Here is a 20,294-nt window from a genome sequence, read left to right as displayed (position 1 = left end):
GTGCCTGCGGCTTGGGTGCATCGGTCGGTCGCAGACACCTTTCAAGGCACGCCGGGCATGCTGGCGCGACGCTAAAAAGGCGCGGCAGTATACCGCGCATCAAAGGCGGGTACATCCGTTGACAGTCAAACGTTGGTCGCATACATCGCCGGTGCGGATCGCCACGAATCCTGATATAGCCGCACAACGCGAACCTGTAGCAGCTGCCGAAGGCTGCGTTCGGCTGCGAAGCAGTCGTAATATCAGAGATTTGCGGTATGTCAGGCAGACCGTGTCAGCCGGATTCACGACTGCTTCGCAGCCGAACGCAGCCTCGCAAGCTCGACAGCTGCTACAGCGAACGCAGTCTTCGGCAGCTGCTACCTGGAATGCAGCAAGGCTCGACTCACAGGAAGCGGGTCATGGGTTTGACGCCAGATTTTCGCCACAAAAATTGAATGGTCATTTATCAGACTCGCCACTAAAGTGGCATCCGGCCTGTAGAGTAGGACACTCGATCAGCCTCCTTTCGCACGGTGAATCAACGATTGACCCATAACGCCATCCAGCGGCTTTTGCTCAAACGCTTTGCCCTTGCGGCCGGCACTTATGCCCTGGCCTTGCTGCTGGTGTGGCTGGCGTTTTTCACCGGCCATTACAACGACTCCCTTGCTGGCATGGTGATCGGCAGCGTGTTGACGGTGTTCAGTCAGGCCGTGTTGTTCGCGGTTTTTTACAGCGGCACGAACCTGCGGTGTTCCGACCCCAGCCTGACCGAAGTGCAAATTCTGCTGGGGCTGGGTTGGCAATCCTGGCTGATCGCCCATCTGGACGAGGCGCGCGGTGCATTTCTGGTGTTTTACCTGCTGATCCTGTTGTTCGGGCTGTTTCATCTGTCGCGTATTGCTTTTGTGCGTTGCGCGTTGCTGGTGTTTTTCAGTTTCAGCGCCATCACGTTATGGGAGCTCTACCACTTCGAGCTGCACGACCCGACGCAGTCCCTGTTGCAGGTGTGCGTGCTGTTTGTGGTGCTCGGCTGGCTGGTGCTTTATGCCCGTTACGTCCAGGTGTCGCGCCAGCGTATGCGGCAGCGGCGGTTCGCCTTGCAGGCGCATCAAGACACCCTGCGCGGGATGATGCGCCAGCTCGAAGGCCTGGTGGCGACCGACGAACTCACCGGGCTGTTCAACCGCCGGCATTTCCTGCGCCTGGCCTCCCGCGAGTTGAATGCCATGGAAGTCGGTGTGGTGCATGGCCTGGCGCTGATCGACCTCGACCACTTCAAACGCATCAACGATGTTCACGGCCACGCCGCCGGCGATCAGGTGCTGCAAGCGTTCGCCGGAGTGGCCACGGCCTGCCTGCGCGATGGCGATATTCTGGCCCGTTACGGCGGTGAAGAATTCGTGGTGCTGTTGCCCGATTGCGATGCCGAGCGCCTGACGGCCTGTTGCGAGCGCTTGCGCATAGCCTTCATGGATGTCGAATTGGTCGGCCTGGAGATCGCCCATCTCAGCCTGTCGGCGGGCATGACCTTGTTGGAACTGGGCCACGATCTGGATCACGCCTTGCACCGCGCCGATCAGGCGCTGTACCGCGCCAAGCGTGACGGCCGTAACCGTTGCGCGGCCGCCTGGGAGAATGTCGATGCCTGAGTTACGGGTCGGCGAACGCCAATGGGCAGTGGCGGCGGGCAGTAACCTGCTCGATGCCCTCAATCAAAACGGCGTGCCGGTGCCCTATAGCTGCCGCGCCGGCAGTTGCCACGCGTGCCTGGTCAAATGTGTCGAGGGCCTGCCCAGCGACAGCCGTCCCGATGCCTTGAGCAATGAACAGCGCCAACAGGGCTGGCGGTTGGCCTGTCAGTGCCAGGTGGTTGACGATCTGCAAGTCGAAACTTTTGACCCGCTGCGCGATGGTCTTGCCGCGCAAGTGGTCGCCAGCGATTGGCTGAGCGCCAGCGTGTTGCGCTTGCGCCTGAGCAGCGAGCGCCCGTTGCGCTATCAGGCGGGGCAGCATCTGGTGTTGTGGGCGGGGCAGGTGGCGCGGCCATATTCCCTGGCCAGCCTGCCGGAAGAAGACCGCTTTCTGGAATTCCACCTCGATTGCCGCCAACCGGGGGAGTTCAGTGACGCGGCGCGTCGCTTGAAAATCGGCGATCCGATCCGCCTCGGCGAGTTGCGCGGCGGGGCGCTGCATTACGATCCGGACTGGCACACCCGCCCGCTGTGGTTGCTGGCGGCCGGCACCGGTCTGGGGCCGTTGTTCGGCATCTTGCGTGAAGCGTTGCGTCAGCATCACCAGGGCGCCATCCGCGTCATTCACCTGGCCCATGATGCCAGTGAGCATTATCTGGCCAAACCCCTGCAAGCCATGGCCGAGGGCCGTGAAAACCTTAATGTCGAGCTATGGACGGCGGCTGAGTTGCCCGTGGCTTTGGCGCAACTGCGCCTTGTTTCCCGGCAAACCCTGGCCTTAGTCTGCGGAGCACCCGACAGCGTCGACGCCTTTGCCCGGCGCCTGTACCTGGCGGGTTTGCCGCGCAATCAACTGCTGGCGGATGTCTTTGTACCCCATGGTTGAGCGCTGATTTTTGTGGCGAGGGAGCTTGCTCCCGCTGGGCTGCGTAGCGGCCCCAAAAGTTTGTGAGCGCTGCGCACTGGAGCGCCAGCCCGGTCAAGCGGGAGCAAGCTCCCTCGCCACAGTTGATCCTCTCAGATCAGGACACGCCATGCCCGACGCCATCCAGTTTGAACGTGAGCGCGGTTTACTGACCCTGCGCCTCAACCGCCCGGAAAAGAAAAACGCCCTGACCCGCGCCATGCTCAGCCAACTGGCGGAGGGGTTACGACTTGCCGACAGCGATCCCGAGGAAGCGCCGGACCGGGAACAGCTGCGCCAGGTCATAGAAGAAGAGGGCGCGTTGTTCACCCAGCGGTTGCGCTCGCCGGAAGCGATGGCGGCGTTGTCAGCGTTTATCAGCAAACACTAACCGATCGTTCCCACGCTCTGCGTGGGAACGATCACCACAGACGAAAAAAAGCCCCGCCATTCACATGGCGGGGCTTTTGTTTTTCAGCAATCGGTCACTCAGACCTGCGGGTCGCCCACGTGCAGGATCTTCATGCCGTTGGTACCGCCGGTGGTGTGGTAGCTGTCGCCCTTGGTCAGGATCACCCAGTCACCTTTCTGCACGACGCCGCGCTTGACCAGCTCGTCGATGGCTTTCTGGCTGACTTCGTTCGGTGCCAGCGAGGCCGGGTCGAACGGAACGGTGTACACGCCACGGAACATCGCTGCGCGGGCCTGGGCTTCGCGGTGCGGGGTGAACGCGTAAATCGGCACCGACGAGCGGATACGCGACATGATCAGCGGGGTGTAGCCGCTTTCGGTCAGCGCGATGATCGCTTTCACGCCTGGGAAGTGGTTGGCGGTGTACATGGTTGCCAGCGCGATGCTCTCGTCGCAGCGCTCGAATTCCTTGCCGATGCGGTGGCTGGAGGTCTTGCTGGTCGGGTGCTTTTCAGCGCCGATGCAGATGCGCGCCATGGCTTGCACCGCTTCCAGCGGGTACAGGCCAGCAGCACTTTCAGCCGAGAGCATCACGGCGTCGGTGTAGTCGAGTACGGCGTTGGCTACGTCGGACACTTCGGCGCGGGTCGGCATCGGGTTCTGGATCATCGACTCCATCATCTGGGTCGCGACGATCACGGCCTTGTTGTGGCGACGTGCGTGCAGAATGATTTTCTTCTGAATGCCCACCAGCTCGGCGTCGCCGATTTCCACGCCCAGGTCACCACGGGCCACCATCACCGCGTCGGAGGCTTTGATCAGGCCGTCGAGGGTTTCGTCGTCGGCCACGGCTTCGGCGCGTTCGATCTTCGCCACCAGCCAGGCGGTGCCGCCGGCTTCGTCGCGCAGTTGACGGGCGTATTCCATGTCGGCGGCGTCACGGGGGAAGGACACCGCGAGGTAGTCGACTTCCATTTCGGCGGCGAGCTTGATGTCGGCCTTGTCTTTCTCGGTCAGGGCCGGTGCCGTCAGGCCACCACCGCGACGGTTGATGCCTTTATGGTCCGACAGCGGGCCGCCGATGGTCACGGTGCAATTCAGTTCGGTGGCAGTGGCGGTATCGACGCGCATCACCACGCGGCCGTCGTCGAGCAGCAGCTCGTCGCCCACGCCGCAGTCTTTCACCAGGTCCGGGTAGTCGATGCCGACCACTTGCTGGTTGCCTTCGGTCAGCGGATGGCTGGTGGAGAAGGTGAATTGATCACCGATCTTCAACTCGATCCGCTTGTTGGCGAATTTGGCGATACGGATTTTCGGGCCTTGCAGGTCACCCAGCAGGGCGACGAAGCGGCCGTGCTTGGCAGCGAGGTCACGCACCAGCTTCGCGCGAGCCTTGTGCTCGTCGGGGGTGCCGTGGGAGAAGTTCAGGCGGGCGACGTCCAGGCCAGCCAGAATCAGCTGTTCGAGAACTTCCGGCGAGTTACTGGCCGGGCCAAGGGTAGCGACGATTTTGGTACGACGGACGGACATGCAAAGACTCCTGAGTTCAAGCGCTAGCAGAGGCTACTATGGTCTTTGGGTGTAGTCATTGTTCGTTTGCACTACTTATTGCTTTCTTTATTGAACGTGACAACTTTGCAGCACGCCATCCTGAAGATTTCCGACAACGGGTCGATACAGAGCGCAAGACAGGAGATCCCCCTATGCGATTCGTGCTCATTGCCGTCCTTGCCCTCAGTGCTGCGGGCTGCACCCATTGGTCGATGGACCATCATTTGAACAATGCCTACAGCGCCTACGAACGCGGCAACTGCGAACAGGTGATGCTCGAACTGTCCAAGGTCGATCGTGAAAGTCGTTCCCGTCGCTACGTACAGCCGGAAGTGTCGATGATGCGCGGCCAGTGCCTGGAACGGCAGAAGCTGTTCATCGATGCGGCGCAGACTTATCAGTTCATCATTGCCTCGTACCCGCAAAGCGAATACGCCTACCGCGCTCGCGCCCGTCTGGAAACCTTGCAGAGCCTGGGCCATTACCCGACGCGTAGCGCGGCGGCCGTGCGCCCGACGCAGTTCTGATGGCAGCTGTCATGCAACGGCTGGCCGCCCGGCGGTGGTGAGCTATAGTCGAATGGATCGGTTTTAGAGCCTTGCCTCTAAACCGAGGTGATACCTGTGATCGGCAGCAGTAAGCGTCAGCGTGGTAAGGACTGACGCACCAGGATCGGGGAGAGCGCGCCCAGGCTTATCAAGCAGCCGGCACGTTCCGAAGCATTAGTGCGGCCCTGCTTAAGGGCCTTGCTGGGCCATTTGCGCATGTTTACCGACCGCCGGATCGAGCGGCATCAACTGCCGTCTTTTCTGAAAGTGTTCAACAGCGTCACCGACAAACCCATCGGCTTTCTGGGCAACTTGTCCAGCGACGGGCTGATGCTCATCAGCCAGTTGCCGATGATGGTGGGCGTCGATTTTGACCTGCGATTGAAAATCCCCGCCAGCGACGGCTGCCAGCAGGTCATTGACCTGAAGGCGTGTTGCCTGTGGTGCCATGAAGACGTCACGCCCCATCATTACGACGCCGGGTTCAGCCTGCAACGGGCACCGCCGGAGTACGGGCAATTGGTGGAGGCGTTGACGCAGTACTTCAGCTTTCAGCCATTGCCTGCTTCAGCCTGACAAATCCGCAACCAGTAGCAGCTGGCGCAGCCTGCTGCTACTGGGATTCGTCGCTACGTCGTTTTAATCGCCTTCTCGTTATCCAGCGACCGTTCCACCAGCATCAGCCCCAACTCACTCATCCGGTAAATTGCCATGGCCAGATGCCGCGGCTTGTCGTCCAGGCTTTCCGCCAGGTCGAGTAGCAGAATGCTGACCGTCGAAAAGGTTTCGTAGGTCTCGATGGTCAAGGCTTCGGGATTGGCATCGGGGACAACGGTGAACATTTTCATGGATCGTTCCTCGGTGGGGCGTTCGTTGGCAAAACACGGCTCAGTGTTTTCCTGTTTGAGATAGTGATCTAGAGCCCTGTTGGCAGCGTCTTGGAGTTTTCTTGAGTCGAGGGTTCCGTAGGGGGAACGCGGGATGGTATTGAGTGAATTGGGTCGAGGCATTGACACGGTTAACTCCTTGTTGGAGCTACCGCCGATTCGGAGGTAGACGAATGGACGGCAGCGAGGGAAGGAGAACCTTATGTTGGGACGGACACCACCCACAATCAGCCTGGGTCGCTGACACTTGTAGGCAGATGCGCTTCATTCTGTAGCCGTTAGCGCTGCTATTCGAGAAGTCGGGAGGAGGACAACAAGCATATTACTGACCATGAACGTCAGTTGTTACCCGATGAGGAGCATCGGGTAACAGCCGAGGAGAATTACGACTCTTGATGGTTAGCTAGTCATTAGGGTCATGCTTTTTTGGAGCTTGTGATTCTTTAAAATCGGTGGAGATAGAAATAAGTGCCAAAGAGATGAATTCTTGGTTTCGATCTATCGCTTGCAATGCACATCGGATGTTATTCGCTATTTCGGTAGCACCTCGTTGCGCTATCCAATTCGATAGTTCTTCTATAGCGGCACCCAAAGCCAGTTGGTTCTCATTGATCTGCGTTAGCACTGAAGCAAATAGTTTTGTCTCGTCCATGATGGATTCCTTGCGATAGAGCTTTCAGGTTGTTGAGTGGGACTGATTTTCGTAAGTACCCGGATTGAGGGCTTGTCGTACGTGCTCGCACGTCATATCCATGTCGGCATCGTGATATGACGATTTTATATACGATTCGACGTTACATCGTTCCAGCTTTTTTCCACCCCAAATACGCCGTCACCAACTCGGCCCCTAACTCTGAGGGCCGAGCATCCACCACCGGCACTCCATGAGCACTCAACCGCTCATGGAGCTGCGCCCGGTCATTCAAATAATCCACCGTCCCACAATAGGCCAGCGCCTCCGGCAAGGTTTGCACCGGCGTTTGCCGCAGGCTGTCGAGCAAGTCTTCGCGCAGGCTCGCCACCAGCACCCGATGCAGTTTGCTCAGGCGTTTGACGGCGGTCAGCAGTTCTTCATCGTCTTCATCCCGCAGGTTGGTCACCAGCACCACCAGTGCCCGGCGTTTTTGTCGGGCCAGTAGTTGCGTGACGGCGGCCTGGTAGTCGGCCGGGCGTTGGGTGCTGTCGAGGTCGTAGACGGTGTTGAGCAACACGTTGAGCTGGCCTGTGCCCTTGACCGGGGCAAGGTAGTGCGGATGATTGCTGGCGAAGGTGCTCAAGCCCACCGCGTCGCCCTGGCGCAACGCGATGTAGCTGAGCAACAGGCAGGCATTGAGAGCGTGATCGAAATGCGCGAGCTCGCCGTCCTGGCTGCGCATGCGACGGCCGCAATCGAGCATGAAGATGATTTGCTGGTCGCGCTCGTCCTGGTACTCGCGGGCGATGGGGGTGCGTTGGCGGGCGGTGGCTTTCCAGTCGATCTGGCGCAGGCTGTCGCCTTCGCGGAATTCGCGCAGTTGATGGAATTCCAGGCCCAGGCCGCGACGTTGGCGCTGGCGTACGCCGAGTTGGCTGAGCCAGTTGTCCACCGCCAGCAACTGGCCGCCGTAGAGGCGGGCGAAGTCGGGGTAGACGCGGGTGGTGTCGGGTATGTTGAGCAGGCGTTTGTCGGACCACAACCCCATGGGGCTCGGCAGGTTGATTTCGCAGTATTCGAAGCTGAAATGGCCGCGCATGAGCGGGCGCAGGCGGTAGCTGATCTGGCTCTGTTGGCCAGGTTGCAGTTCGACCGACAGGGGCAGGTTTTCGACGCTCAGGCCGTCGGGTACGTGGTCGAAGATCTGAATGTTCAGTGGTTGGGTAAAATCATGCTCGACCTCCAATCGCACTTCGCTCCAGCGACCGAGTGCCAGGCTGCCGGGCATTTGTCGCTGGAGGCGCGGTGAGGGCAAACGCTTGAGGCGAATGGCATCGAGTATCGCCAGGGCCAACAGGGCTAGCAGTAATCCCCAGTTGATCGATAAAAGGCTTGATGGAACGGCGATGTCCAGCGCCCGTAAGGCGCCCAGCACGATGCCGATGGCTAGCAAGGCCGCAAGCCAGGCCAGTAGAAGCCGGGATGGTTTCATCGGCACACAGTTCCTGTGGCGAGGGAGCTTGCTCCCGCTCCAGTGCGCAGTGCTGGCAAGTTCTTCGCCCTATCAGAAATGTTGGGGCCGCTTCGCAGCCCGGCGGGAGCAAGCTCCCTCGCCACAGGGGTGGTCCGGATGGCCATGTTCACAGGCGTGGCGCCGGCACTTGGTCGAGCAGTTGCTTGAGCACCTGATCGACGTCCAGCCCTTCGATGTCCAGCTCCGGGGCAATCCGCACGCGGTGACGCAGTACCGCCAGGGCGCAACCTTTGATGTCGTCGGGAATCACGAACTCGCCTCCGCGCAACAAGGCGCGGGCGCGGGCGCAACGTGCCAGGGCGATGGAGGCGCGAGGCCCGGCGCCGAGGGTCAAACCCGGCCAGGTGCGGGTGGTGCGGGCCAGGCGCACGGCGTAATCGAGCACCTGATCGTCCAGCGGCAGGTCACTGGCAATGCGCTGCAAGGCCAGCACGTCCTTGGCTTGCAACACGGTGCGCAGCGGTTGTACATCGAGCATGTCGGCGCGGGTCGAGCGGCTGACCTGACGCACCATGTCCAATTCCTGATCGGCCTCGGGGTAATCCATGCGCACCTTGAGCATGAAGCGGTCGAGTTCGGCTTCGGGTAACGGGTAAGTGCCTTCCTGTTCGATCGGGTTTTGCGTGGCCAGCACCATGAACGGTTGGGCGATGGGCAGGGCGCGGCCTTCGAGGGTGACCTGGCGTTCCTGCATGGCTTCGAGCAACGCGGCCTGGGTTTTTGCCGGGGCGCGGTTGATTTCATCGGCCAGCAGCAGGTTGGTGAACAACGGGCCTTTGCGCAGTTTGAATTGCTCGGTTTGCAGGTCGTACACCGCGTGCCCGGTGACGTCGCTGGGCATCAGGTCCGGGGTGAACTGGATGCGGGCGTATTCGCCACCGAAGCAACGGGCGAGGGCGCGCACCAGCAACGTCTTGCCCAACCCCGGCACGCCTTCGAGCAGCACATGGCCGCCGGCGATCAGGGCGGTGAGCACATCGTCGATCACGGTGTTCTGGCCAATCACCGCTTTTTGCAACTCCGTTCTTATCGCCTGGGCCAACTGGCCGGCGCGCTGGCGCTGCTGGGCGGCGTGGGTCTGGGTGCCGGGCTCGATCTGTTCACTCATAAGGCGTTCCTCAAGGTTTGCAGGTGGGCGACCTGACGGCTGAATTCAGCGCTGGACAGCCGCTGTTTCGGTCTCGGGCTCATGGCCTGGCTGATGGCGCGTGTGGGGTGGCCGGTCAGGCGTGCGAGCACCAGCCATTGTTCGGCGACGCCGAGTTGTTCAAAACCGGGATGACGGTGGCGGACACGACGCAGGATGTCTTGCTGCAAGGCGTGCAACAGGCTGTGCTGACCGCTGCGGCGCAGCATGAAATCGGCGCTTGCGCGCAGGTGTTCCTGAAGATGCCGACGCGCCCTTGGGGCCGGCTCCAGCAACGGGCCGCTGCGCACGCCAACGTGCCAGAAACCCAAAGCGATCAAGGCGATCAGGGCCACCAGGGCTTGGGGAAAGTAACGCCACAACAAGGTCAGCAGACTGTCGTGCTCGGTATTGAACAGCAGGGTCACATCGGTGTCGGCCGTCAGGTACCACAGCAGCCAGGCGTTGTCGTACTGGTTGATGGCCGGGGTTTTCCAGAGGTCGGCATCGGTGACCACGGTGATCGAACCCAGCCCGTGGCTCAGCTGCATCATGTGCGTGGCCTTGCCACTGTTGGCCCAGGCCTGGGCGAGGTTTTTCGGGTCGTCGAGGTGGAACGCGGTATCGAAGCTGAAGTAGGCCGGCGCCTCTTCGTTTTCCAGATAGAGCTTGGTCAGTTTGGGGTAGGGATCATCGCGCAGATCGGGAGGCGAGTCCTTGAGGTCTTTGCTCAGGAACTGGTGCAACTGCACCCGGTCGAGCAGCAGGTCATTGCTTTGGCCGTTCTTTTCATCCCACAGGGCTTCGGCGACGAATACCAGGCGCCCACCGGCCCGGGTCCAGTTCAACACCTGATCCACCTGGCGCGGCGACATGTTCGAGCGGTCGCCGAGCAACAACAGGCTGTGCTGACGCGGTTCGAGGGTCGGCAGGATGTCGAGGCTGTTGGCGTGGCTGACGGTCAGGCCCTGTTTGCGCAGAAAATGCTCGGCGGCCAGGTAGGGATTGGCCTGGGCTTCAGGGGACGGGCCGTGTTCGATTTGTACCTGATAGGGCGTGGCCTTGAAATACAGGTAAGCACTCAGCGCACCCAAGAGCACGACGATGAACCCGCCGACCGCCAGCCATGCCTTGCGGTTCAACGGACCGCTCCGGGGCCGAACAATGCGCGCCAGCCGTCACACAGTTCCTGTTGCAAATGCGCCGGTGGCAGGCGATGCCCGTAGGCCATGTTCTGCCAGTGTGCGGTCAGGTTTTTACTGAAGGCCAGCAACGCCGGTTGCTTCAATTGTTCAACGCGCTGAAGCACTTCGCCTTCGGTGTCGGCGGGTTTGAGCGTCATGTCGAAGTCGTTCAGCAAGTGGCTGAGCAAGGCGCGATAGAGCAAGCCAAGGGCTTCACGCGGGTTGGTTTGCCAGAGGCTTTCGGCGCTGGCCGCGATATCGGCGGGCAGGGTTTCTCGGTTGAGGTCCAGGCCGAACGCCTGCTGCGGCAATGGTCGCGTCACTTTTCGGTTGAGCGCTGGCCGGCGGCTGACGAACGCCTGCAACCAGTCGCGGTAACGCCAGATCAACAGGCCAATGGCGCCGATCACCGCGCCCCACAGCAACACCTCGATCAGGTTGGCCAATGCGCCGAAACGTTGGCTGTCGAGCAAACCGAACAGCGCTTTCAGCCAGGCGGGTGTTTGACCACCGTGCGCGGTATCGTCGGCGGGCTTGTCTTCGCCGAACCGATAGCGGGTCACCGTTTCCTTGTTCTTGAACGGTGGCTGATCGAGGATGGCCTTGATGCTGTCTCGGGATGCCTGACTGGTCAGCGGTTGCTCCAGCAGACGCGGGCTGTCCGGTGACATGCCCGGTTCGGCGGCCCAGACGCTTTGCCCCGTCGGCACCAGCACACACGCCGCCAGCAGCAGCGTGATGACTGCGCTGCTCAGGCGTTGGCGCAAGCGGCGGAACACCAGTTCGATGTCCCAGGCTTCCAGCCGTGTGCGCCGGTTCAGGTAAAGGCTGAAACCACAGGCGACATAAATCGGTTCCCAGACCACCAGCACCAGGGCGTAAAAAGCATTGGTCAGGTGTTCCAGCCAGCGCCAGTCTTGTGTGGCGGCGGCAATCAAGGTCTGCCAGCCCCAGTCCAGTTCGACCTGCAGCGGCAAGAGCATGTAGAACAGCACCATCAGGCCGATCCACAACGCGGTTTCCAGGTGCACGCCGATGATTGTCAGCCATTGCGCGGCACCGGCATTGCGCTGCAACAGCACGCGTAAACGCTGTTGTCGTGCTTCGCCCTCCAGGCCTTCGAGTTGTACCACCGGCATCAGAAAGCTGCGGCTCAGGCTCAGGCGGCGCCAGGTCAGGCTGGCCAGCAGTTGCGGCGGGAGCAGGCGCGGCCATTGGCACAGGGCCTGTTTCAGCGTGGGTGTTTCGCCGAACATGGCTTTGGACAGGATGTACAGCGGTAGCCGGTCGAACGCCGGTTTGAGCCACCAGAACAGGAACAGGGCGAGGGAGGGCGACTCCCACAGCATCAGGCTGAGCAAGGTAAAAATCGGTAGGGTCACGATCGCCCAACTGGTCATCAACAGGCGTCGATGGCGCTGACTCAGCAGCACCCCCAGGTCCATGGCTTCCCAGTTTGTGCGTGGGCGAATCACTGCACTGGCGTCACTCAGGCGCATGGCGGGTCCGTCCGGCAAACAGCAGATAAGTCGCGACCAACACCCAGAGCGCTGCGCCGACCAGGTATTTGGTCAGCGGCGTGACTCCGGTCCGCGACGACCAGTAGGCTTCTATAAACGCTGCAATCAACAAAAACAGCATGACCCCGCAAATCAGCAACACGCTCTTGCTCGCCGCCACTCGCAGGGCTTCGGCGCGGGGCAAACGTCCCGGCGCGATCAACGCCCAGCCCAGTTGCAGGCCGGCGGCACCGGCCAGGGCAATGGCGCTCAGTTCGAAGGCGCCGTGCCCGATCACGAATGACCAGAAGGTTTGCCCGTAGCCGATGTGCGTCAGGTGCCCGGCCACCGCACCGATCATCAAGCCGTTGAAGAACAGGAAAAACGCGCTGCCCAGACCAAACAGCAAACCGCTGGCGAAGGTCTGAAACGCGATGCCGATGTTGTGCATGATGTAGTAACCGAACATCTCCCAGTCTTCACTGGCCGCCCGTTCTGCCAAGCGCCCCAGATGACCGGCGACAGGGTCGTACATGCTTTGCATTTCACTGACCTGCTCGGCCGGGATCAGGTTGTAGACCAGTTCCGGGAACAGATACACCAGCAGCCCGATGCCAATCAGGCTGCCAAAAAATATCAGGCTGGCGGCAAGCACGAAGGGCCATTGTTCGCGCACCAGTCGCGGGAAGTCGGCAAGGATGAAGCTCAGTACGTTGGCCCTCAGCCAACTGCGATGCCGATAAAGCTGTTGATGCCCGCGCAGCACCTGTTGCTGTAACGAGTCGACCAAAAAGCTGCTGTAACCACGCTCCTGAGCCAGGGCCAGGTGTTGGCAGAGCCGTCGATAGTCGCTGGGGAAGCTGGCGACTCGCGAGGTTTCCTTGCCGCGTTCCAGCCGTTCGAGCATGAGTGCAAACTGCTCCCATTCGGTCTTGTGGCGGCTTTCGAATAGGCTTTGCTTCATGTCGGGCCCAACAGTCCGCGGGCGATGCCGTTGAGTTCGGCCACGGCCTGCGGCGCTGAAACGTGCAGCGGTTGCGCGAGTATCGAGGCGAGTTCACCTGCCCGCGCCTCGGAGAGTTCACCCTGGCGCTCGGCAAACCCGAGGATGGCGCGTTGCTCGGTCAGCGTCAGCGCGAAAGCGGCACGCCGCGGCGGGGCATCGGGTAACTGCGGTCGGGTGAGCGGTTGTTCGCGGTAGATCACCAGCGTGCCGGCGGCCAGGTCGCCGAGGCGTTTGAAGGTGGGATGTTGCAGGCAACTGATCGCCCCGAGGAAGTAGCCGAACGGCAACATGTCGACAAATCGCAACAGGTTGCGCAGCAAGGACGCGGACCAGCCGATCGGGGTGCCATCGTCGTGCACCACGCGCAATCCCATCCATTGCTTGCCCGGCGAGCGCCCCTGATTGAGCACCTCGAACAGCACCATGTACCACCAGCTCACCACGAACAGCAAAATCGAGCCAAGCCCCGCGCCGAGTTTGCCGAGGAACGCCAGCACCATGAACAGCAGGCCCAGGATCAACCCGCGCAGGCCCAGGTCGATGGTGAACGCCAGCGCACGGACCATCAACCCGGCCGGGCGCAGTGGCAAGTCGATGCCTTCGGGCGTTTCGACCTGATACCGCGTGTCGAGTGGCGGGGCCAGCGTTGCTTTCCGTGGCAGTGCTGTGGTCTCGAGCATGGGCAACCTTGCTGTGGCCGGTTTGCGATTCGATGTCCGTTCGATGCTAGCAGCCTCTCGGGGGGAAACGACATAACTATGTATTGCACGGTATGCGGCCGGAGGTGATTGAATGACAACATTTCTGGTCGAGGCAGCCTGTGTGCGCCTAGACTTCGCCGGTCTTCTGTTCAGGAACAACCCGTGACCTCGATCTTCTGGTACGACTACGAAACCACTGGCATCAACCCCCGTTGCGACCGTCCGTTGCAAGTGGCGGGGATTCGCACCGACTTCGATCTCAATGAAATAGACGAGCCGGTCAATCTCTACTGCCAGCCCAGTGACGACATCCTGCCGCATCCGGCGGCTTGCGCGATCACCGGTATCACGCCTGGCCTTCTGGCCGAGCAAGGTTTGAGCGAAGCTGATTTCATGACACGGGTTCATGCCCAGCTCGCCCTGCCCGGCACTTGTGGGGCAGGGTACAACACGCTGCGTTTCGACGACGAGATGACCCGTTACAGCCTGTATCGAAACTTTTTCGACCCCTACGCACGGGAGTGGCAGGGCGGCAACAGCCGCTGGGACCTGATCGACATCGTGCGCGCGGCTTATGCGTTGCGTCCCGATGGCTTCGTCTGGCCCACGGATGACGAAGGGCGGGTGACGCTCAAGCTCGAACGCCTGACCGCCGCCAACGGCATCGATCACGGGAATGCCCACGAGGCACTGTCGGATGTTCGCGCCACAATCGCCCTGGCGCGTCTGATTCGTGAAAAACAGCCGAAGTTGTATGACTGGCTGTTTCAGTTACGCAGCAAACAAAAGGTGATGGACCAGATTCGGCTGTTGCAGCCGATGGTGCACATTTCCGGACGCTTTTCGGCGGCCCGCCATTATGTCGGCGTGGTACTGCCACTGGCCTGGCATCCACGCAATCGCAACGCGCTGATTGTCTGTGACCTGCACCTGGACCCTCAGGGGCTGCTCGATCTGGATACCGAAGCCTTGCGTCAGCGGCTTTATACACGCCGTGACGATCTGGCCGAAGGCGAACTGCCCGTGCCGCTCAAGCTCATACACATCAACAAGTGCCCGGTCGTGGCGCCGTTATCGGTACTTCGTCCCGAAGATCAGCAACGTTTGGGGCTGGACATGGCGCTCTATCAGGAACGGGCGCTGCGGCTAAGTGCCGCACAACAACTTTGGCAAGATAAAGTCTCGGGAATTTATGCCCGCGAGGATTTCGCCACGAGCCTGGACCCCGAGCAACAGTTATACGACGGTTTTATTGGCGATCGGGATCGACGTCTATGTGAGCAAGTCAGAGCCGCCGACCCTGCGCAATTAGCACAAGAGCAGTGGCCTTTCGATGATGAACGCTTGCCCGAATTATTGTTTCTTTATCGCGCACGCAACTTTCCCGATACGTTGAGCCTGGAAGAGCAAGAGCGCTGGCGAATATTCTGTCAGCAACGTTTGTCCGCACCGGAGTGGGGCGCTCCCAATACGCTGGAAAGTTTTCTGACAGCTGCCGCCCAATTGACGATTAGTCCTACATCGTTTCAGCAAGAGGTTCTGGATGAATGGCAGATTCATGTCCAGGCATTACGCAAACGTTTGAATATTTGAAAACGAAAATGACTTGCGATTGAATTCCGGGCATAAAAAAACGCCAGCATTTGCTGGCGTTCTTTTGGTCGCGGATCAGTCTGCGACGCGCTTGTGGCTTAGCCCAGCAGGGTAGCCCAGCCTTCAACCACGTCACCGCCCCACTTGGCTTTCCACTCTTTCAGAGTTTTGTGGTTGCCACCTTTGGTTTCGATGACTTCGCCGTTGTGCGGGTTTTTGTATTGTTTAACTTTGCGAGCACGCTTGGTGCCAGTAGTTTTTACTGCGCCGCCACGTGGAGCCTTGGTTTTGGACTCTGGATCCAATAGGGCAATGATGTCACGCAGGGATTTGGAGTATTCGCCCATCAGGGTGCGCAATTTGCCTTCGAATTCCAGCTCGGTTTGCAGTTTGTCGTCTTGGGACAGGTTCTTCAAACGGGCTTGCAGCTCTTTGATAGCTTCTTCGGTGGCGCGATATTCGTTGATCAAGGACATGAGGACTACCTTATGTTGGCGCTGGATGACAGGGTGACAGTGCGACAATAATAGTCAGGGTGTTTCATCAAGTAAACATTTAACCGAAGTTTTACTTAAATTAGTTGCGGTGAATAGGACACACATTGGAGAGGCAGTTAAATAGCGTCACAAATATTCACAGTTAACCTCTTGAAGGCTGGCTACAAGAGCACCATGCACTGGCGTATGGCACCGCCGGAACCTGTGTCGATGGCCGCAATCCGCAGCCGCGCGTCATCAATACTGCAGTTTTGCTGCGCAATCGCTAGAATGGCGGCCTTTGCGAAGTTCTGGAGTTTCCCCCTCATGCGCACTTTTCGGCTGGTGATTGCTTGCCCGGACCGCGTCGGTATCGTTGCTAAAGTCAGTAACTTTCTGGCGTCACATAACGGCTGGATCACTGAAGCGAGCCATCACTCGGACAATCAGAGTGGCTGGTTCTTCATGCGTCACGAAATTCGTGCCGATTCGCTGCCTTTCGGTATCGAAGCCTTTCGCGAAGCGTTTGCACCGATTGCCCAAGAGTTCTCGATGGACTGGCGCATCACCGACACCGAGCAGAAGAAGCGCGTGGTGTTGATGGCCAGCCGTGAGTCCCATTGCCTGGCTGACTTGTTGCACCGCTGGCACAGCGACGAACTGGACTGCGAAATCGCCTGCGTGATTTCCAACCATGACGATTTGCGCAGCATGGTCGAGTGGCACGGTATTCCTTACTACCATGTACCGGTCAACCCGCAGGACAAGGAGCCGGCCTTCGCCGAAGTCTCGCGCCTGGTCAAACAGCACGACGCCGAAGTGGTGGTACTTGCCCGTTACATGCAGATTCTGCCGCCCGACTTGTGCAGCGAATATGCCCACAAAGTCATCAACATTCACCACAGCTTCCTGCCGTCGTTCGTCGGCGCCAAGCCGTATCATCAGGCTTCGATGCGCGGTGTGAAGTTGATCGGTGCCACTTGCCACTATGTCACCGAAGAGCTGGACGCCGGTCCGATCATCGAGCAGGACGTGGTGCGTGTCAGCCACAGCGACAGTATTGAAGACATGGTGCGCTTCGGTCGTGACGTCGAGAAAATGGTGCTGGCCCGTGGTCTGCGTTATCACCTGGAAGACCGGGTGTTGGTGCACGGCAACAAAACCGTCGTGTTCTGACAACCATACGGTTGAAATCCGAAGGGCCTGGGCGTTCAATCGCTTCAGGCCCTTCGCCGTTTCTGCACCGAGGACATGACCATGGCCGATCCGCTGGATAAAGCCGTTTCCAAGGCGCCCGCCACATTGGGCGAGGGCTGTTTGAGCCGCTACGATCCGGACGACCTGAGCCCCGAAGACGGCACGGAGTTTCCCGGCGCCGCCGAGTTGTGGGAGCAGTTGCAGGACGATTCCGACGATACAGCCAGGGAGGCCTGAAAAGATCCTGTGGCGATCTTTAAGCTTGCTTGAACTTCATCAACTTCTTCAGCAATGGCCGCCCGAGCATCAGTAGAAACACCGGGCCACCGACCACCAGATAGAAGTAATAAGTCACCGTCCGCCAGATCAGAATCGCTGCCGCCGCGGTGGATTTCCCCACCATCGGCGCCAGCAGCGCCGCCGATGTCAGTTCCGCCGCCCCGGCACCGCCCGGCAACAGACTGAATTGCCCCGCACTCAATGACAGCATCTGGATCAGAAAGCACCAGGCCCATTGCAAGTCCACGCCCAGCCCGCGTAACGCCAGATACAGCACGCTATACCGCAAGACCCAATGCAGACAGGTCAGGGCAAACACCGTGATCAATGTTTGAAAGGGTAACTTCAGTGTGTCGGTGAACGCCGCCAGGAAGTGCAGGAGCTTTCGCGCCCAACGAAGCCGGGTCGCTTCCTTGACATTGAAACGGGCGAGCAACCGACCACTCAGGCGAATCAGCGAACGGTGGCAGCGAGCCATCAATACACAGCTGAACAGCCCGCCGAACAACGAGATGGCGCTGACCGTCAGCATCCATTCCAGGCGCTGACTGAGGTGCTGGAACAGTGCATAAATCAGAATCGCGCTCAGCGCGCAGAGAAAAAACAGCAAGTCGCTCAACTGGTCCATGGCGAACACGGCGCTGCCCCTGGCCGGCCGCACGCCGTGGCGCGCCAACAGGGCCATGATGGTCAGCGGTCCACCACTGCCGCCGGGGGTGGCGCAGTAGGCGAACTCGGCGGACATCACCACCCCGAGGCTTTTGAGTCGGCTCACCTTGTCACGCTGATCGCCCAGCAACAGGCGCAAGCGCAGGGTGTTGAGCACCCAGCACAACAGGATCATGCCGAACATGATCAGCAGCCATTCCAACGGAAAACTTTGCAGCCGCGACCATGTCTCGCCGCCGCCCAGCAACGACGGGATGAGCACCGCAGCGAGCAGCGCGATGACCAGCAGAATTCCCCGGCTCATGCTGCGCGACCGATGGGGTCGCGTTGCAGTTTCAACCAACCGGCCTTGGTCATCGGCACACGGCCCTCGTCGAGCAAGCGCTTGAGCGTTTGCAGCCAATACTGACGCGAGAACTCATGGCGCATGTCCACCGGGTGCAGGCCGAGACGAATCACCGGCGCCTGGCACCAGCGCTGTTCGCGTTGATCGCTGACGATTTTCGACAGGCCACGGCGCCAGGCGCTGCGTGCGCTCCAGACCAGGCCTGGGGCATCGATCGCAGTGAAATCCGGCAAACGATACAGGTGCTGCGAATCGCTGGTGTAGCGCAGCGGTAACTGACGCAACGCCTGACGGGTGCCTTCGCTCATCAGCCAGGCGGGGGCGACAAAGCCTTCGAGCGGCCAGTTGTAGCGATGGAATACCTCGATTCCGGCGCGCAGGCGGGCGAGGGCGGCGTCTAGAGGCAGGTCATAGAACTCGCCTTCATGGGTATAGATCCGGCGCATGAACCAGTCTCGGGGAGTGGTGGGAATCGACCCTTCATCGCAATGGTAGTAACCGTGCAGTACCAGTTCGTCGCCGCGAGCGACGCGACGGCTCAGCAAGTGTCGAAACTCCGGATGTGCGTCAAGGTCGTCATGTTTGTGGAAATTCGGCACCACCAGCCAGGTCATCGGCACTGTACCCAATGCGTCGACGGCTTCGACGAAGGCCTGGTAATCGGGCCAGGTCTGCGGTGCAACGTCGTGTAGCACCAACAACAGACTGGGTGTGTTCATGGGCTCAGCCATTGGCGATCAGCGGCCATTGCGTGCCGAGTACGGCGTGATAGTGCCCCAGCAGGCTGTGGACCACGGTGTCCCAGGCGTAATGTTGCTCGACATGTCGGCGGGCCTGTTTGCCCAACGCGGCGCTGCCTTGGCTGAACAGTTCGCGAACGGTGTTGGCCATCGCCACTGGATTGTTCGGCGCGCAGAGCAGGCCGCATTGATCGGTAACAATCTCTTGAAAAGCCCCGGCCGCCACGGCCACCACGGGAATGCCACTGGCCATGGCTTCGAGAACCACCAGGCCAAAGGTTTCCTGATCGCCGGCATGCACCAGCGCGTCGGCGCTGGCCATCAGGCGTGCGACTTGCGCTGCCGGGCAGAATTCATCGAGGACGGTGACATTGCGCGGCACCAGGGTCGGCATCGACGAGCCCACCAGCAGCAAGTGGTAGCGACGCCCCAGGCGTTTCATGCAGTTGAGCAGCACCGGCAGGTTTTTTTCCTTGGAGCCGCGGCCGGCGAAGATCAGCAGGTGAGTGTTTTCATCGATGCCCAATTCGGCCCGCAGGCCTGGATCCCGAACGCTGGGGTTGAACGTTTGCAGGTCGACGCCCAAGGGCTGTACGAAAACGTTCTTCACCCCCAACCCGATCAGTTTGTCGGCCATGACCTGGCTTGGCGCCAGAACCCGGTCGAAGTTGCCGTAGAGCTTGCTGACATAAGCCTCGACATTGGGTGTAACCCAGTTGCCCATGCGATTGCTGACCAGCATCGGCAGGTCGGAGTGATAAAAACCGATTACCGGCACATCGAGTTGTCGCTTGGCGTCCAAAGCGGCCCAGGCGGTCAGGTAAGGGTCGCCGACTTCAATCAGATCGGGTTGTAAATCTCGCAGAACATTGCGCCACGGTCCGAGACGGAGGGGGAAGCGATAACCCTTGCCGAAGGGCAGGGCGGGGGCCGGAACCGTATAGACACCATCCTGTTCACTCAAATGCGCCCCTGGGACCAGCAGGCTATGGCAAATGCCGGGTTTGATGCCCAAACGACGGTGCTTGGCATCCAGATACGTGCGCACGCCACCGCTGGCAGGGGCGTAGAACATGGTTATGTCAGCGATATGCACGATGAACATCCCTCCGGGTTCGATGTGCTCCCTTTGGTTGACCTATATGAAGGATAGATGTTCGGTTGGGTTTTGCGGCGATGCCGAGGGCTTTGGACCGTTGAGTGGCGAGGGAGCTTGCTCCCGCTCGGCTGCTAAGCAGTCGTAGAATCAGCTGGTGTGTTCAATCTGACACACCTTCAATCCCGATTTTGGGGTCGCTTTGCGACCCAGCGGGAGCAAGCTCCCTCGCCACGG

21 protein-coding genes are annotated in these 20,294 nt (G+C 60.2%); 8 read left to right on the top strand and 13 right to left on the bottom strand.

Annotated features, from left to right (window positions below; translation table 11 throughout):
* Positions 1 to 527: 527 nt before the first annotated feature.
* From F475_RS21835 to F475_RS21825, 3 genes are all read left to right on the top strand, one after another.
* Positions 528 to 1,634, top strand: coding sequence for a diguanylate cyclase (locus tag F475_RS21835; RefSeq protein WP_026286454.1), 1,107 nt, complete (start codon positions 528 to 530; stop codon positions 1,632 to 1,634).
* Entirely contained in the window at positions 1,627 to 2,562 is a 936-nt protein-coding gene (locus F475_RS21830) for an iron-sulfur-binding ferredoxin reductase (RefSeq protein WP_111454705.1), read from the top strand. Before F475_RS21835 ends, F475_RS21830 begins: the two co-directional genes overlap by 8 nt.
* Positions 2,563 to 2,710: 148 nt before the next feature.
* Positions 2,711 to 2,971, top strand: a complete 261-nt coding sequence (locus F475_RS21825) for a hypothetical protein (RefSeq protein ID WP_111454704.1) — start codon at positions 2,711 to 2,713, stop codon at positions 2,969 to 2,971.
* A 98-nt stretch (positions 2,972 to 3,069) separates the two neighbouring features.
* On the opposite strand, the gene pyk is transcribed toward F475_RS21825, so the two are convergent.
* On the bottom strand, positions 3,070 to 4,521 hold the full coding sequence (gene pyk / locus F475_RS21820) for a pyruvate kinase (protein ID WP_018926537.1): 1,452 nt from the start codon (positions 4,519 to 4,521) through the stop codon (positions 3,070 to 3,072).
* 173 nt (positions 4,522 to 4,694) lie between these two features.
* On the opposite strand from pyk, the gene F475_RS21815 reads away from it, so the two are divergent.
* Both F475_RS21815 and F475_RS21810 read left to right on the top strand, forming a co-directional pair.
* Positions 4,695 to 5,069 (top strand): tol-pal system YbgF family protein, encoded by a 375-nt coding sequence (locus F475_RS21815; RefSeq protein ID WP_064616335.1) that lies wholly within the window; start codon positions 4,695 to 4,697, stop codon positions 5,067 to 5,069.
* 237 nt (positions 5,070 to 5,306) lie between these two features.
* Positions 5,307 to 5,666, top strand: a complete 360-nt coding sequence (locus tag F475_RS21810; RefSeq protein ID WP_111454703.1) for a PilZ domain-containing protein — start codon at positions 5,307 to 5,309, stop codon at positions 5,664 to 5,666.
* A 53-nt stretch (positions 5,667 to 5,719) separates the two neighbouring features.
* Here the strand turns inward: F475_RS21810 and F475_RS21805 are convergent, their stop codons facing one another.
* The 8 genes from F475_RS21805 to F475_RS21770 all read right to left on the bottom strand — a co-directional run bounded on the left by F475_RS21805 (position 5,720) and on the right by F475_RS21770 (position 13,640).
* The gene (locus tag F475_RS21805) at positions 5,720 to 6,106 is read right to left on the bottom strand and encodes a DUF6124 family protein (protein ID WP_371924385.1); all 387 of its coding nucleotides are present in this window, start codon (positions 6,104 to 6,106) and stop codon (positions 5,720 to 5,722) included.
* Between the two features lie 274 nt (positions 6,107 to 6,380).
* The gene (locus tag F475_RS21800; protein ID WP_111454702.1) at positions 6,381 to 6,629 is read right to left on the bottom strand and encodes a hypothetical protein; all 249 of its coding nucleotides are present in this window, start codon (positions 6,627 to 6,629) and stop codon (positions 6,381 to 6,383) included.
* Between the two features lie 142 nt (positions 6,630 to 6,771).
* On the bottom strand, positions 6,772 to 8,103 hold the full coding sequence (locus F475_RS21795; RefSeq protein WP_111454701.1) for a DUF58 domain-containing protein: 1,332 nt from the start codon (positions 8,101 to 8,103) through the stop codon (positions 6,772 to 6,774).
* Positions 8,104 to 8,251: 148 nt separating this feature from the next.
* Positions 8,252 to 9,253 (bottom strand): MoxR family ATPase, encoded by a 1,002-nt coding sequence (locus F475_RS21790; protein ID WP_064616339.1) that lies wholly within the window; start codon positions 9,251 to 9,253, stop codon positions 8,252 to 8,254.
* Positions 9,250 to 10,413 (bottom strand): DUF4350 domain-containing protein, encoded by a 1,164-nt coding sequence (locus F475_RS21785; protein ID WP_111454700.1) that lies wholly within the window; start codon positions 10,411 to 10,413, stop codon positions 9,250 to 9,252. Before F475_RS21785 ends, F475_RS21790 begins: the two co-directional genes overlap by 4 nt.
* A complete protein-coding gene (locus F475_RS21780) occupies positions 10,410 to 11,954 on the bottom strand; it encodes a DUF4129 domain-containing protein (RefSeq protein WP_111454699.1) in 1,545 nt (514 codons plus the stop codon). Before F475_RS21780 ends, F475_RS21785 begins: the two co-directional genes overlap by 4 nt.
* The gene (locus tag F475_RS21775) at positions 11,941 to 12,918 is read right to left on the bottom strand and encodes a stage II sporulation protein M (protein ID WP_064616342.1); all 978 of its coding nucleotides are present in this window, start codon (positions 12,916 to 12,918) and stop codon (positions 11,941 to 11,943) included. Before F475_RS21775 ends, F475_RS21780 begins: the two co-directional genes overlap by 14 nt.
* Positions 12,915 to 13,640 (bottom strand): RDD family protein, encoded by a 726-nt coding sequence (locus F475_RS21770; RefSeq protein WP_018926528.1) that lies wholly within the window; start codon positions 13,638 to 13,640, stop codon positions 12,915 to 12,917. The genes F475_RS21775 and F475_RS21770 overlap by 4 nt, the downstream gene beginning before the upstream one ends.
* A 183-nt stretch (positions 13,641 to 13,823) precedes the next feature.
* On the opposite strand from F475_RS21770, the gene sbcB reads away from it, so the two are divergent.
* Positions 13,824 to 15,254, top strand: coding sequence for an exodeoxyribonuclease I (sbcB, locus tag F475_RS21765; protein ID WP_111454698.1), 1,431 nt, complete (start codon positions 13,824 to 13,826; stop codon positions 15,252 to 15,254).
* Between the two features lie 98 nt (positions 15,255 to 15,352).
* Here sbcB and mvaT read toward each other — a convergent pair whose 3' ends face one another.
* Positions 15,353 to 15,730 (bottom strand): histone-like nucleoid-structuring protein MvaT, encoded by a 378-nt coding sequence (gene mvaT / locus F475_RS21760; protein WP_007933316.1) that lies wholly within the window; start codon positions 15,728 to 15,730, stop codon positions 15,353 to 15,355.
* A gap of 327 nt (positions 15,731 to 16,057) precedes the next feature.
* Between mvaT and purU the strand changes: the two genes are divergently transcribed.
* Together purU and F475_RS30525 are read left to right on the top strand one after the other, a co-directional pair.
* Entirely contained in the window at positions 16,058 to 16,906 is an 849-nt protein-coding gene (gene purU, locus F475_RS21755; RefSeq protein ID WP_018926525.1) for a formyltetrahydrofolate deformylase, read from the top strand.
* 81 nt (positions 16,907 to 16,987) lie between these two features.
* On the top strand, positions 16,988 to 17,164 hold the full coding sequence (locus F475_RS30525) for a hypothetical protein (protein ID WP_018926524.1): 177 nt from the start codon (positions 16,988 to 16,990) through the stop codon (positions 17,162 to 17,164).
* A gap of 19 nt (positions 17,165 to 17,183) precedes the next feature.
* Here the strand turns inward: F475_RS30525 and F475_RS21750 are convergent, their stop codons facing one another.
* Genes F475_RS21750 through F475_RS21740 form a run of 3 tightly spaced genes read right to left on the bottom strand, consistent with a single transcriptional unit; the run spans position 17,184 to position 20,066 of the window.
* A complete protein-coding gene (locus F475_RS21750) occupies positions 17,184 to 18,179 on the bottom strand; it encodes a lysylphosphatidylglycerol synthase transmembrane domain-containing protein (protein WP_111454697.1) in 996 nt (331 codons plus the stop codon).
* Complete coding sequence (locus tag F475_RS21745) at positions 18,176 to 18,952, bottom strand: DUF2334 domain-containing protein (protein ID WP_026286452.1); 777 nt, start codon at positions 18,950 to 18,952, stop codon at positions 18,176 to 18,178. The genes F475_RS21750 and F475_RS21745 overlap by 4 nt, the downstream gene beginning before the upstream one ends.
* A complete protein-coding gene (locus F475_RS21740; protein WP_111454696.1) occupies positions 18,945 to 20,066 on the bottom strand; it encodes a glycosyltransferase family 1 protein in 1,122 nt (373 codons plus the stop codon). Before F475_RS21740 ends, F475_RS21745 begins: the two co-directional genes overlap by 8 nt.
* Positions 20,067 to 20,294: the final 228 nt, after the last annotated feature.

The sequence above is a fragment of the Pseudomonas sp. URMO17WK12:I6 genome (assembly GCF_003253625.1).
Lineage (GTDB): Bacteria > Pseudomonadota > Gammaproteobacteria > Pseudomonadales > Pseudomonadaceae > Aquipseudomonas.
Note: the sequence above shows the minus strand (reverse complement) of the source record. Positions and strands in the feature narration are given on the sequence as shown.

Bases quoted from the DNA above. Each gene is read 5' to 3' on its own strand.
- F475_RS21830 (WP_111454705.1), top strand. From the start codon at position 1,627: ATGCCTGAGTTACGGGTCGGCGAACGCCAATGGGCAGTGGCGGCGGGC.
- F475_RS21825 (WP_111454704.1), top strand. From the start codon at position 2,711: ATGCCCGACGCCATCCAGTTTGAACGTGAGCGCGGTTTACTGACCCTG.
- pyk (WP_018926537.1), bottom strand. From the start codon at position 4,521: ATGTCCGTCCGTCGTACCAAAATCGTCGCTACCCTTGGCCCGGCCAGT.
- F475_RS21815 (WP_064616335.1), top strand. From the start codon at position 4,695: ATGCGATTCGTGCTCATTGCCGTCCTTGCCCTCAGTGCTGCGGGCTGC.
- F475_RS21810 (WP_111454703.1), top strand. From the start codon at position 5,307: ATGTTTACCGACCGCCGGATCGAGCGGCATCAACTGCCGTCTTTTCTG.
- F475_RS21800 (WP_111454702.1), bottom strand. From the start codon at position 6,629: ATGGACGAGACAAAACTATTTGCTTCAGTGCTAACGCAGATCAATGAG.
- F475_RS21795 (WP_111454701.1), bottom strand. From the start codon at position 8,103: ATGAAACCATCCCGGCTTCTACTGGCCTGGCTTGCGGCCTTGCTAGCC.
- F475_RS21790 (WP_064616339.1), bottom strand. From the start codon at position 9,253: ATGAGTGAACAGATCGAGCCCGGCACCCAGACCCACGCCGCCCAGCAG.
- F475_RS21780 (WP_111454699.1), bottom strand. From the start codon at position 11,954: ATGCGCCTGAGTGACGCCAGTGCAGTGATTCGCCCACGCACAAACTGG.
- F475_RS21775 (WP_064616342.1), bottom strand. From the start codon at position 12,918: ATGAAGCAAAGCCTATTCGAAAGCCGCCACAAGACCGAATGGGAGCAG.
- F475_RS21770 (WP_018926528.1), bottom strand. From the start codon at position 13,640: ATGCTCGAGACCACAGCACTGCCACGGAAAGCAACGCTGGCCCCGCCA.
- mvaT (WP_007933316.1), bottom strand. From the start codon at position 15,730: ATGTCCTTGATCAACGAATATCGCGCCACCGAAGAAGCTATCAAAGAG.
- purU (WP_018926525.1), top strand. From the start codon at position 16,058: ATGCGCACTTTTCGGCTGGTGATTGCTTGCCCGGACCGCGTCGGTATC.
- F475_RS30525 (WP_018926524.1), top strand. From the start codon at position 16,988: ATGGCCGATCCGCTGGATAAAGCCGTTTCCAAGGCGCCCGCCACATTG.
- F475_RS21750 (WP_111454697.1), bottom strand. From the start codon at position 18,179: ATGAGCCGGGGAATTCTGCTGGTCATCGCGCTGCTCGCTGCGGTGCTC.
- F475_RS21745 (WP_026286452.1), bottom strand. From the start codon at position 18,952: ATGGCTGAGCCCATGAACACACCCAGTCTGTTGTTGGTGCTACACGAC.
- F475_RS21740 (WP_111454696.1), bottom strand. From the start codon at position 20,066: ATGTTCATCGTGCATATCGCTGACATAACCATGTTCTACGCCCCTGCC.